Below are 13,457 nucleotides of genomic sequence, written 5' to 3' on the forward strand. Positions count from 1 at the left end.
TAAATCATGAATAAAGATAAGACAATACCCCAAAATGTAATGCTCTCACGGGAAGTTTCTCTGTTCAAGAAAAATAGCCAAAGCGATCTATTTATTTCTAAAAATGAAGCTGGCGAGCTGGTATTGAGTAGTGGATTTATGAAAATTCTTGCACTCACTGCTCAAATAAAATATCAAGTTATTGAATACCAAAAAGCTAATAACATCTCAGCCATTGACTGGCTAAAGACAGAATGGGAAGGAAAAACTTATCATTGTCCACACCCACTCTATCATCTCGAATGTCTACTCCGAGATCGGGAAATATTAGATAGCTGTAAAATGCCAATCGTTGAACAGTATCTAGATTGGGTTATCCAGAATGAAGCTATAGTCACTTATACCACCGATGTCGCAGAGGATCAAACCATCCTCACAACGCCTGAAAAAATTCGTAGTATGGCAGCAAGGTACGATATGGCAAACCTTATAGTCTGGTCTGATTTTGATACAGTAGATGGTAGGATAATTAAGATTCCTGGTCGTACTTTTGGTCTAATTTTAAAGCAGTTGGAAGATAGTAACAAAGAATATTTGTCTACTATTTACGTGACTGCTACATTGCCAAATATTTTGTAAAAAATCTCTAGAAAAATATAGTCAACTTCTCAAAGAAAAACTAGCTACATTAATATACTGTTAAAAAATGAATTCAACATACCTAATTAATAACTTACCTTTTGAAAAAATTGATTTTTATATTCAGACTAATGAAAATAATAAATCTGCATTAGTGAAATGTAATCTGTGGCATGAGCCCTTGATAGGCCGCTGGTCAGAACGGGGACCAACCGGAATTTTAAATCAACATCTATATCTAAAATTCGATGATCAATGGATGTATGCAAATGCGTATCATGGCGTTGCCGAAGAATTTTGGTTTATGATAAGGGATAAAATTTTGGATACACTAGTGAATTTATCTGATGATCAACCCTTATTTACTAAAAAAGAAATTAGAGCAATCGAACCAACATTAGAAGTTGTATCCAATATTGCTAGTATGAGAGATTTTAGAATCGATGATGAATATTATGTGGCAGTGAGTGCCGAAAACTTTTTTACGACCTTGTTTGGTAAAGTCTTTTAGGCTCGTAAATTAGATTTGTATATGCGACATAGTGAGTCGCCATTTATTAACAAAGAGCCAAAACCTATAAGTTTTAACAGCATATCATAGCTATTTTATGTTTCCTTTTTCGATTTGAAATACCATAAATAAATTTACTTAGTAAAGCCATGAAAATAAACGGGAAAAATCAAAACTTTCTTACACCTAATTTTAAAAACCCCAACAACTTTGCTAGATATTGTTATCTTTATGATCCTTCTGTTGAAATTGATTCAGCCATATTTTTTGATAAAGATGATCTAAAATTTGGAATATCATTTCAAAATTTGGGATTGAGTACTGCTGAAACTACCATCCTATATGATTATGATATAGCATGTTTTTATTCATGTATTGGAACATATTGTGAAGCTTTATTTGATGACTCTATTGAACAATATAAGCAAGAATATGTCTTGAATTTTTTAAAAGAACTTACCAACAATGGTTCTTTCGAATATGCATTGCGCGGTTCCCAATCAAAATTAATTCAATACTTATCAAAAAACACCATCCTAATCAAGAGGTATTTATATTGTACAGATAAGGATTTAGAAAATATATGGTTTATAATTCTGAGGCCTTTAAAATCAAAAGAAAATTCTTTAGTGGATGATGAAATATCATATGGTTTTGGCAGTACATTGCAAGATGCAAATATTAATCTTGCTGAGAGCCAGGCTAAATCCTTTGATAATTCATATCAGTTAATAAAAAATTTGGCTGAATCTGAAATTCCGTTGACTCCTCAAGAAATGTACATAGCATGTTCTAAGTTCGATTCTAAAATTGATCCATTAAGTTTAAAGCCACGACAAACTAGAGAATGGTTAAATTCTACGGTTCCTTCTAATTACTATCTGCAGTGTCGATCTAATAAAACAAAGTTTTCCTTAACTGTAGATATTTATAATATTAAAGATTCTGATTGTACTCAATGGAAAGTAGAAAAATTTTTGAATGTAGATCGAGAGTTGTCTATTTTAATTGACCAGATACCTATTATAGGCTTCGGTAATAATCTTGAGTCGGCATTTAATGCTTGCCAAAAAAAGTATAATTTACTGAAGAGTAATCGCAACGAATTTGAGGAAGCAGTGTCTGAGTATGAATATAAAGAAGAAATGGAAATGAGAGAATTTGAGGGACGCGAAGGTATTGCACATATGAATTGGTTGATATCTGAATTTGGGGAAGATGTTTTTCCCGACCGAGATTAAAAATTAAATTCTACTAGTATTAAAGTATGAATTTAATTTTTTTCTTGACCATTGATTTAAAACACATTGAGAGGTATGTAATTAAACAGGTAAATCAATGCAAAAAAATTAGACTTAAATTATAAAAAATCTGTTTTTAAAAAATAATTTTGGTTAGGAAAAAGTAAATATTTTTCATGTAAATCATTGATTTTTTATAGGTAAATTATTTAGCGAAGCAACTTAACTACTTAATCATAATAATCCTGAAACATGTAGACGGAAATAATTCTTATTAGTCAATTAGTCTGCAATTTTCATATTGAATTTTCTTGCCTCTTATTTTGATAGTCTTTATTTGACCTTGTCTATTGGTTATAAAATCGTCAAATTTCTTTAAACTCATTGTTTCTGATTCATTTAATATTGTCTTTTTAAGAATTTCTTGATATTTTATACGCTCTTCAATGTAAATATCTGGAAATCGAGATAGTTCTTTTGTTGTTTCATATAATACTGGACTCATCCATTGTATTGCTTCAAGAATATTATCGTATTCTGCTTGCAAATTTCTATCTTTCCATATAGGATCATGATGAAATATTTTATTTCTGAGTTTTCTAATAGAAGTAAACGATTTACATATTATTTTTCTTGTGCGTTTACTTTTAGGAAGATGAGGCAGAAAATCACTATCTCGAAATAATTTGGGATATAATTTATTTGCGTCTTCATATCTAGAATATGAAAGAGATACCCAAAAACCTAAAGTAAGCGTTGATATTAAGTTACTTGTCGATGCTATTTTTTTCTCTTTCTCTAATCTTCTAAATGCATCTTCAATAATTTTACTTTCTTTATTATCTAGTATTTTTGAATATTTCTTGTGTAGCCAGTCTTTGTAAAATAATCGTGATATTGCTTCATTCATACTATTTCTTAGGGCTATTTCAAAAGCATGCAACGCAGGGTAAAGTGATTCGCATAAACTGATATTCCATAGATAATTAGCTAATAAATGATATTCATTGTCTGACGAAGCACTTCTATATGCCTCTAGCCTGTTGGAGGATATAGCTTCTTGAAAATGTGCAAACTTATTATAGCTAGGCCGTTGTAGTTGCATTATTGATATAATGAAGGGTAGAGTCCCTGGTAACTCCTCTCCTAGTGCAACTAGTGATGAGCCAAGGGTAAGAAAATAGACATAATGATTCTACTGAATATCATGACTTAATTGCATGCAATTAAATACGTGGATCGGTTGAATCAAGACTAAAGTACATCATCTAATTGAGAAATCGGTCATTCGCCGATACTACCTCAATTAAGGTAGAAAAATGGAGATAATGCAGTGGTTTTTCCACTGCATTTCTCACATCTATTCATCTTTTGCAGGCAGGTAGCATTGATCATATTATTGTCTAAACAAATCAAAAGTCTTGAAATAATTATTGTATCTTCCCTACGGGTTAAAACATCTTACTTAACTGCTATGTTACTAGCTAGTCTTTGGCTTATATATAGTACTGAAAGTAGCCCTCAATGAAAAAAAGCATTGGTTGAGTGAATAATCGCATATAGAATATCGAGCGGTGAAGCGTGCTTTAACCCGAATTATCGTAAGCTAAACAAAATCGCTGAAACTATTGCTATATCTAAGTTTCACTGGAAACAGCTACAAATTATCGTAAGCTTGAGCCTTTTTTTGTCTATTCTTAAATTCATCCTATTGTTGGGGATCATTGCTCCATAGGCTTTTCAGAGGGGCGATCGCCCATCCTCTGCTCCCAAAAAATAGTCACCCATGGAAAACCGACCAAAGTTCTCTGGGTGACTTCTTCATTTTAGATGGATTGCTGCAGTTCATCATGGCTTGTGAAGTTAGTCGCAATGTTCATAAAAATCATGGTTGGTGTGATTTAACCCAAAATGTAACGATTTTGTGATGCTTGCTTGCAAAGACTCGTTTATTCTTCCTACGATTAAATGAATTATTGGGAAACCGACCACCTATGCCAACACAGTCTCTGGCTTCTAACCAGCAAGATCTAGAGGAGAATGTCTAGATCTATGCAGGAAGTAGTCATTGAAAATCCGATTATCAACTCTCCATTTGAAGAGCCGCAGCTTCATTTCAGGTTTGACGAAAATGGACTAACTAACGAAATTGTCGAAAAACGTCGAATTAGTCACTATTTCATCCCCATCGCCAAGCCAAAGAAGAAGAGCAAGCAGTTGGAGTTGGAATATGGTGGACATTGGACAAGCGATCGCATTGAAGAGAATGAGTTCATTAACTACATCCGCGAGAAAGTAGGGATTTGGCGGAAGGGTGGTTATCGTGGTGCTGTAGGAATTACAGCGATTACCCGTCGTCTGTTGGAACATTGGAAAAATCCTGATCGGGAAAGACGTTTATTTTTCTGTCAGCTTGAAGCGTTAGAAACGATCATCTACATCACTGAAGTGGCAAAACGCTCCGGTGATACCTACATCGAAAATATGCTTCAGAAGTACAAGGAAGAAGCTGGATCGTTGCTCTACCGGATGGCTCTGAAGATGGCAACGGGTAGCGGTAAAACGGTGGTGATGTCGATGCTGATTGCTTGGCATACCCTCAATAAGGTGGCAAATCCTCAAAACCGTTTATTTAGTGATGCGTTTTTGATTGTGGCTCCAGGCATTACGATCCGCGATCGCCTACGGGTGTTGATGCCGAATGACCCTGAGAACTATTACCGCAGACTGGATTTAGTACCCCAAGATTTAATGGGGGACTTGGAGAAAGCCAAGATAGTCATCACGAACTATCACGCTTTCATGTTGAAGGAAAAGGAGAGTGCGGCGAAGTTAACGAAAAGCCTTTTGATTCAAGGGAAAGAACAGAGTCCTTTCACAGAAACCCCAGATGAGATGGTACGTCGGGTTTGTCGGGGTTTGGGGAATAAGAAAAATATTATTGTGCTGAATGATGAGGCGCACCACTGCTATAACCACAAGCCAGATGGAGATGAGGAAACCTACAAAGGGGATGATCGAAAGGAAGCAAAAAAGAATGACGAGAATGCGAGGGTTTGGAGTTCTGGGTTAGAGGCAGTTCAAAATAAACTGGGCATTAAAGCAGTTTATGACCTATCGGCAACGCCTTTCTATCTCAAGGGTTCTGGCTATCGGGAAGGAACGTTATTTCCTTGGGTGGTCTCGGATTTTTCCCTCATTGATGCGATTGAATCGGGCATTGTCAAAGTCCCCCGTGTGCCTGTCTCTGATGACAGCATGAAGGGTGAACTACCCACCTATCGGAATATCTGGACTTTGATTCGGGATCATCTACCGAAGAAAGGACGGAGCAATAAAGATAGTGATGTTTCTCCAGAACCAAAGTTACCGAAGGAATTGGAAGGGGCTTTAATCAGTCTCTATGCCAACTATGAAAAATCCTATCGGCTTTGGGAACAGAATACGGAGGCGATCCCAGGGGGATCCGCGAAGCGGCACGCCAAGGGGTTGACGCCACCTGTGTTTATTGTGGTTTGCAATAACACCAGTGTTTCAAAGATGGTCTATGACTGGATTGTAGGTTGGGATACGGGTAAACGTTTGCCGAATGATGATCCGGTTTTAGCACCAGGGAAATTACCGCTGTTTAGTAATGTCGAGAATGGTCGCTGGCTTGCGAGACCCAACACGATTCTGGTGGATAGTGAGCAGTTGGAATCTGGGGAGGCGATGACCACCGAGTTTAAGCAGATTGCCTCGGCTGAGATTGATGATTTTAAAGAGGAATATCGGCGACGGTATCCCGGTTCAGACCCGGACAAAATCAGTGATGAGGAATTACTCAGGGAAGTGATGAACACCGTGGGTAAGGCTGGCAAACTGGGTGAGCAAATTCGTTGTGTGGTCTCAGTTTCCATGCTTACGGAAGGTTGGGACGCGAATACTGTGACCCATATCCTTGGGGTGAGAGCCTTTGGGACGCAGTTACTTTGTGAGCAGGTGGTGGGTCGGGCATTACGGCGCATTAGTTATGCGGTCAATGAGGAGAACCGCTTTGAACCGGAGTATGCTGAGGTCTATGGGGTTCCGTTTTCATTTATTCCCTGTGCGGGAGGTGGTAAAACGCCGAAGCCGGGAGTGTTGCCCACGAGGGTTAGGTCATTGCCAGAACGGAGCCATGCCAGAATTACATTCCCTCGGTTGTTAGGCTATCGGTACGAAATGACTCGCCAGGAGTTAAAGCCTAATTTTGAAAATCTGGGTTGTCGATATACACTCTCCACTGAAAATCTACCAACGATGACGGTTAATGCGCCGATTATTGGGCAGTCCAGTATCCACACGATTGATGATCTCAAATCTCGTCGGGTGCAGGAGGTGGCTTTTTTGTTGGCGAAGTTAACCCTAGAGCGATACTTCCGGCAGGATGGCGATCGCCTAACGGAGAAACCGGAGGAACATCGTTTTGACCCGGATGTGCAGTCGTGGTTATTTCCGCAGGTGTTGCAAATCTCGAAGGATTGGTTAGGGGAATGTCTCATCCAGAAATCTCACACCTTCCCCCAAATGCTTCTGTTAACTGAGTTTGCTTATGATGCCAGTGATTGTATTTATCAGGCGATCGCCGCTGGGGAGTCGGAGAAATTCTTAAAACCGATTTTGCGTCCCTATGAAACGATTGGCTCAACGGATGGGGTTGATTTTGATACCAGTCGCCCGGTCTATGTGAGTGACCCTGAGAAATGCCATATCTCCCACGTGGTAGCAGATACGGACAGTTGGGAACAGAAGATGGCGCAGGTGTTAGAGTCGATGGCTGAGGTGGTCTGTTATGTGAAAAACCAGGGGTTAGGCTTCTTTATTCCCTACACGATGGCAGGTCAATCGAAAAACTATATGCCGGATTTTATCGCCAGAGTTGATGATGGTCATGGGGAAGATGATCTCCTAAATTTGATCGTGGAGGTTTCCGGGGAAGCACGACGGGATAAGGCGATTAAGGTACAGACCGCTCGAAATTTCTGGTTGCCTGCGGTGAATGGTCATGGTGGGTTGGGTCGGTGGGAGTTTATCAATATCACTGACCCGTGGGATGCTGAAAATACCATTCGGGCAGCACTCCGAACGAAAGATTTCAATCAGTTTGAAGGTCATTTATTGAAGTATCAAGGGGAGTAAGCCATGAATTTAGCGTTAACCATCCACTATCCTGAACATTTCCCGGATGCCCTCGGTGAATCCCAGACTGAGTTTGAGGAGGAGGCGAAGTGGTCGATGGCGGTGAAATTATTTGAGCGGAAACGGCTTTCTTCCGGGATGGCGGCGATGTTACTGGGCGTGGATCGGGTGACTTTTTTGTTGCGGCTTCAGGAGTTTGGTGTACCGATGATTGATCTCACAGAAGAAGAGGTTTTAGCGGATCTTGCCAATGCCTAGTCCTGAACGCATCGTGATCAATACTTCTCCCCTGTTAGCACTCATTGCGGCGCTGGGTGATCTGAGTCTATTGGGGCAGCTATACCCAGAGGTTTTGGTTCCCTATGAGGTGGGACAGGAGATTTTACGGGGTGGTCAGTCGGGTTTTGGGGTGATGGAATTTCAGCAAGCAACATCCCTCAAAAAGTTAGGTCAACCGCTCCAAATTGCGCCGTTATTGTTGAATTCGTTGGATTTAGGGGAGGCTTCGGTGATTCAGTTAGCGATGGATGAGGGGATTTCAACGGTTTGCATTGATGAGGCGATTGGTCGTCGCATTGCTCGTCTGAGTAATCTTCGGGTGACGGGTTCCATTGGGATTTTGCTCAGGGCAAAACGGGAGGGTTATCCGTTGGTAATGCGGGAGATGATTGCTCGGATGGTACAACGGGGCATTCGTCTGAGTGATGCGGTGATTCAAGTTGCATTAAAGGAAGCAGGGGAGGTTTAAGCCATGGCGAAGAAATCGACTAAAAAATCGACGACAAAAATTGAGAGTGTGAAGCATTCAGACCATCGCAAGAATATCCCCACTGATGAGTTAAAGGATTTTATGTCGGAGGAGCAACGGCAACAGAAATCTATGCTCTATCCCCGTGATACTTCCCTTGACCCGCAATTGGTTTGGAAGGGGAAGGACGAGCAGGATTCTCAGGATTTGGCGGTTCCCACTGTGCCGATTTATATCCAAGAGGAAATTCATCCCCATGCCATCATCGAAAATTTTCGGCAGCAGGTAAAAGCGAAGGAAGAGAAGGAAGCGGATACGCAACAGTTGGATTTGTTTGGTTCTAGTTTTGAGGAGCTAGATTTTGAGCAACAGATTGATTTTTATAATCATGATATTGGTTGGTCTAATCGGATGATTCTAGGGGATTCGTTGTTGGTGATGAACTCCCTAGCGGAAAAGGAAGGGTTAAAGGGTAAGGTGCAATGTATTTATCTTGACCCTCCCTATGGGATTAAGTTTGGCTCGAATTGGCAGGTTTCAACGCTGAAACGGGATGTTAAGGATGGTAATGCGGACAATGTGACCAGACAGCCGGAGCAGGTTAAGGCGTTTCGGGATACTTGGGAGTTAGGGATTCATTCTTATTTGGCTTATCTGCGAGATCGTCTTGTGGTGGCGAGGGAATTGTTAACGGAAACAGGGAGTTGTTTTGTTCAGATTGGTGATGAAAATGTTCATCTTGTTCGATGTTTGATGGATGAAGTTTTTGGAAGTGATAATTTTATAAATTTAATAACTGTTGTCAAAACAACGAGTGCAACAACATCATTACTGTCGGGTGTTTGTGATTATGTAGTCTGGTATGCCAAAGAAAAAAATAATGTTAAATATCGTCAACTTTTTTTTGAAAAAAAAATCGGTGGTCAAGGCGCATCAGCTTACAACAGAATCTTGCTAGAAAATGGTCTCAAAAAAACCATTAATCAGATTCCGAAACAACTTTTAGATAATACACGAGAGAAATACAAGTTCTATAGACTAAGTGACCTTAGAAGCTCAAGACCAGCACAACAGGGAGACTTGCAATCTTTTGAATTTGAAGGGATAAAATATAATCCGGGAAGAGGCACTTTTAAAACTGATTTAAAAGGATTTAAAAAATTAGTTTTATCTAACAGGCTAGAATCATCTGGGAAAAATTTAAATTATGTAAGGTTTATTGATGATTTTCCGGCATTTGAAATTACAAATAACTGGTCAGATTTAAGCAGTAGTGTTGGATCTGAAAAAATTTATGTTGTCCAAGGAAATCCAAAAATAACAGAACGTTGTATTCTCATGGCAACAGATCCAGGGGATTTAGTTTTAGATCCTACCTGTGGCTCTGGTACAACTGCCTATGTTGCTGAAGAATGGGGCAGAAGATGGATCACCATTGATACTAGTCGCGTTGCCCTTGCCTTAGCCCGCACTCGTTTAATGTCTGCCAAATTTGACTATTACCTGTTGGCAGACTCCGAAGAAGGCATCACCAAAGAAGCAGAAATCAGGGCAGAGGTTCCCCCAGTTAACCCCACTGTTAGCCACGATATCCGCAAAGGTTTTGTGTATAAGCGGGTTCCCCATATCACCCTGAAGGCGATAGCTAACAATGAAGAAATCGATGTCATTTACGACAAATGGCAGGCGAAACTAGAACCGATCCGCGCAGAACTCAATAAACTGCTGGGTAAAAAGTGGGAAGAATGGGAAATCCCCCGTGAACCCGACCAAAGCTTTAGCAAAGAAGCCACAAAATTATTAGAGCAGTGGTGGCAATATCGCATTAGTCGGCAGAAAGAAATTGATGACTCCATTGCCAGAAATGCCGACTACGAAACCCTGTACGACCAACCCTACACCGACAACAAACGCATTCGAGTTACAGGCAGATTCACCGTAGAGAGCCTATCCCCCCACCGTGTCCTATCCGCCGATGTCGAAGCACCCAAATCCGAGGATATTGGCACACAGCAAGCATCCGAACAATTTGAAACCCGCATTATCGAGAACCTACGCAAAGCAGGCGTACAGAACACCAAAAAAGGCGAAAAACTCAAATTCGATAACCTTGAACCCTATGCCGGAGTGTGGTTACAGGCAGAAGGCGAATATACCGATAACGATGGACAGGTGAAGCGCGTTGCCGTTTCCATTGGTTCCGAATATGGCACAGTCGGTTCAGACCAAATCAAGGAAGCTGCCAAAGAAGCGATTCAAGGCTTAGGCTATGACCTACTGATCATCTGTGGATTTGCCTTTGACCCCGGCGTAAACGAAGAATCCACCCGCTACGGCAAATTACAGGTACTCATCACCAAGATGAACCCCGATTTAATGCTGGGCGAAGAACTCCTGAAGAAGACCGGAGCCGGAAACCTGTTCATGGTCTTTGGGGAACCCGACATCGAGATCCAGCACCAAGACGACGGCAAGATCACCGTAGAACTAAAAGGACTAGACATCTATGACCCCACCACCGGAGAAATCCGCAGTAGTTCCCCAGATAAAGACATCGCCTGTTGGTTTATCGACACCGACTACAACGGCGAAAGCTTTTATGTACGCCATGCCTACTTCACCGGAGCCGGAGACCCCTATAAAAAACTCAAGAAAACCCTCAAAGCCGAAATCGACGAAGACCTATGGGAACAGCTTTATAGTCCCATTAGCCGACCATTCCCCCCACCCAAAGGCAAAGGTAAAGAACCCGGCAAGATTGCGGTCAAAGTGATTAACCACTACGGCGATGAAGTCCTGAAAATCTATTCTATTTAAGTTAAAGTATAAAAATATTAAAAATCTGAAGAGTATTTTAAAAATGTCAGATACATCAACAGCAATTAACAAAATCTATAAAGAGCGTCAAGAATTTATTATTTTAGGCTTGACTGGAAGAACAGGATCTGGATGTTCAACCGTAGCAGATATTTTAACTAAAAATAAAAAATATATAGAAGAAAATTGTAAAATAAATTATGGCTTCAATAATATTGAAGAAAGGAAAAACAAAATAGTATTTGATTATCTTCTAAGTAAATGGCAAAAATTCTACAAAATTTCAGTTACAGACATGCTCACACTGTTTATCATAGATAACTCAATTGATGAAGTTTGTGAATTCATATCTGAAGAATTTAAAAAATTCATGAACAATTCAGATAAAGACGTCTCAGATAGTAATGAACTTAAAAATAAGTTTAAAGAAAAATTAAAAAAAATTGATTATAAAAAAATAAAAAACAGTCGAGAAGAAAATAGAGGAAAACTCAAAAAAATTGAACAAAACGAAAAAGTAGACGAAGATTTAAAAGAAATTATTGAAAGCTCATACAATTTTTACTTTCATCAATTGCCCAAATTTTCAAAAAAGATTAAGATAGCAATTGACGAAGTTTATTCTGAAATGGGTTATACTGTCTTCTATCAACTAATTGGTGATAATATTCGATCATCTGGTAAAGCTTTTGATAATATATTCAATCCAGATGAGATGTATAATTTGTCTAAAATCATTAATAAATTCACCAAGTTAATAAGAAGAAAAGCACAAATTTCTGATGAAAATTGTCTAATTGTTATTGATGCCATAAGAAATCCCTTTGAAGCTTTTTATTTTAAGGACAGATACTCTGCTTTTTATCTGGTTTCTATTAACACAGAAGATAAAATAAGAAAAAATAGATTATTTACTAACCTGAAGAGAAACAAAGACGAGATTGATGCGATCGATAATAAAGAATATAAGAATAAATTAAAAAAAGAAAAAATATTTGTCTCGCAAAATATCCAGAAGTGTATTGAAATTTCAGACATTCATTTAACAAATCCAACATATGGCGAAAAAAATTATTCGTTTTTAATACAGCAATTATTTAGGTATATAACACTTATTATTCACCCTGGCTTAGTAACGCCAACACCCATTGAAAGATGTATGCAAATTACATATTCAGCAAAATTAAACTCTGGATGTATTTCTAGACAAGTTGGCGCAGTTATTACGGATGAAAACTATTCCGTTAAAGCTGTTGGTTGGAACGATACAGCTGCAGGTCAGATTCCCTGCTTACTGCGTAGTGCAGAAAGTTTATTGAAATTTGAGGATAAAGAAGCGTTTAGTGACTACGAAAATAACAATACTGGATTCAAAGAAGTGATGGAATCTAAGTATCAAAAAAATCTTGATAAAGATAAGCTAGATGGAAGAAATCTTTCTTATTGCTTTAAAGATGTTCAAAATTTTATAGAAAAAGAAAAAAATCAAGTTCACACAAGATCTCTCCATGCAGAAGAAAATGCTTTCTTACAAATTACAAAATATGGAGGAGAAGGAATTGAAGGAGGCATATTATTTACAACTGCCAGCCCTTGTGAATTATGTTCTAAAAAAGCATACCAGTTGGGAATCAAAAAAATTGTTTATATTGATCCATATCCTGGTATCGCAAATGAACATATTCTAAGTATTGGAAATGATTCTCAAAGACCAGAATTACAATTATTCCATGGTGTTACTGGAAGTGCTTATCATAAGTTATATCAACCTATCCTTTCATTTAAAGATGAGTTGAATTGGATTACTAATATTGATTTAAAATATAATAATGATCATGAAAGACTAACAGAAGAAAACAAAAAATTAAAAAATAAAATTAAAAAATTAGAGAAACAAATAAATGGTAAAAAAAGTTAAAGATTGACTCCGATTTTCTGATAAGCTTAATGAATTAGACCAGAAGGCGTATTTAGGACCAGAGGGCGGATTTAAACAGAAAGTATCGATTATAAAAAATATCGTCTGAAAGCGTTATGTAGAAGGTGTTTTGAGAATTGACCTTTTTCGGGCATTTTAACGAAAGAATAAGGGTTATGGGCGATCATCAATAGAATACTCAGTCCACAAAAAGGATGACTCCCAAAACTGAACAGCGATCGCCCTAACTCCCTACCCCCGATTTTCCTGCCGGGCCAAAGCCTGTTCAATAAAATGCGGATTTTCCTGAAGCTGATCGAGGAGATTGGTGATCGCCCCTATACCCACTTAATCAAGTAGTCACTTGTTTACTTATTCACGTGTTCAAGTGGGAAAATCGCGCTAAAATTCACTTAACCACTTAAATACGTAATCACTTACTCA

The 13,457-nt window shown here is 38.7% G+C and carries 9 protein-coding genes; 8 read left to right on the forward strand and 1 reads right to left on the reverse strand.

The window, feature by feature from the left end; genetic code table 11:
- Positions 1 to 6 precede the first annotated feature (6 nt).
- The 3 genes from AACQ84_RS14875 to AACQ84_RS14885 all read left to right on the forward strand — a co-directional run bounded on the left by AACQ84_RS14875 (position 7) and on the right by AACQ84_RS14885 (position 2,370).
- Positions 7 to 618, forward strand: a complete 612-nt coding sequence (locus tag AACQ84_RS14875; RefSeq protein WP_012308537.1) for a hypothetical protein — start codon at positions 7 to 9, stop codon at positions 616 to 618.
- Positions 619 to 685: 67 nt separating this feature from the next.
- Complete coding sequence (locus AACQ84_RS14880; protein ID WP_012308538.1) at positions 686 to 1,129, forward strand: hypothetical protein; 444 nt, start codon at positions 686 to 688, stop codon at positions 1,127 to 1,129.
- A gap of 149 nt (positions 1,130 to 1,278) precedes the next feature.
- Positions 1,279 to 2,370, forward strand: coding sequence for a hypothetical protein (locus AACQ84_RS14885; protein WP_012308539.1), 1,092 nt, complete (start codon positions 1,279 to 1,281; stop codon positions 2,368 to 2,370).
- A gap of 274 nt (positions 2,371 to 2,644) precedes the next feature.
- On the opposite strand, the gene AACQ84_RS14890 is transcribed toward AACQ84_RS14885, so the two are convergent.
- Positions 2,645 to 3,475 carry an Abi family protein gene (locus AACQ84_RS14890; RefSeq protein WP_012308540.1) on the reverse strand — a complete coding sequence of 277 codons (831 nt, stop codon included), beginning with the start codon at positions 3,473 to 3,475 and terminating at the stop codon, positions 2,645 to 2,647.
- Positions 3,476 to 4,410: 935 nt separating this feature from the next.
- Between AACQ84_RS14890 and AACQ84_RS14895 the strand changes: the two genes are divergently transcribed.
- Genes AACQ84_RS14895 through AACQ84_RS14915 form a run of 5 tightly spaced genes read left to right on the forward strand, consistent with a single transcriptional unit; the run spans position 4,411 to position 13,013 of the window.
- Positions 4,411 to 7,530 (forward strand): BPTD_3080 family restriction endonuclease, encoded by a 3,120-nt coding sequence (locus AACQ84_RS14895; protein ID WP_012308541.1) that lies wholly within the window; start codon positions 4,411 to 4,413, stop codon positions 7,528 to 7,530.
- Positions 7,531 to 7,533: 3 nt separating this feature from the next.
- A complete protein-coding gene (locus tag AACQ84_RS14900; protein WP_012308542.1) occupies positions 7,534 to 7,788 on the forward strand; it encodes a UPF0175 family protein in 255 nt (84 codons plus the stop codon).
- Positions 7,781 to 8,278, forward strand: a complete 498-nt coding sequence (locus tag AACQ84_RS14905; RefSeq protein WP_012308543.1) for a DUF3368 domain-containing protein — start codon at positions 7,781 to 7,783, stop codon at positions 8,276 to 8,278. The genes AACQ84_RS14900 and AACQ84_RS14905 overlap by 8 nt, the downstream gene beginning before the upstream one ends.
- Before the next feature lie 3 nt (positions 8,279 to 8,281).
- The gene (locus AACQ84_RS14910; RefSeq protein WP_012308544.1) at positions 8,282 to 11,095 is read left to right on the forward strand and encodes a site-specific DNA-methyltransferase; all 2,814 of its coding nucleotides are present in this window, start codon (positions 8,282 to 8,284) and stop codon (positions 11,093 to 11,095) included.
- A gap of 43 nt (positions 11,096 to 11,138) precedes the next feature.
- Positions 11,139 to 13,013, forward strand: coding sequence for a hypothetical protein (locus tag AACQ84_RS14915; protein ID WP_012308545.1), 1,875 nt, complete (start codon positions 11,139 to 11,141; stop codon positions 13,011 to 13,013).
- Positions 13,014 to 13,457: the final 444 nt, after the last annotated feature.

It is taken from the genome of Picosynechococcus sp. PCC 7002, from assembly GCF_963860125.1.
Lineage (GTDB): Bacteria > Cyanobacteriota > Cyanobacteriia > Cyanobacteriales > MRBY01 > MRBY01.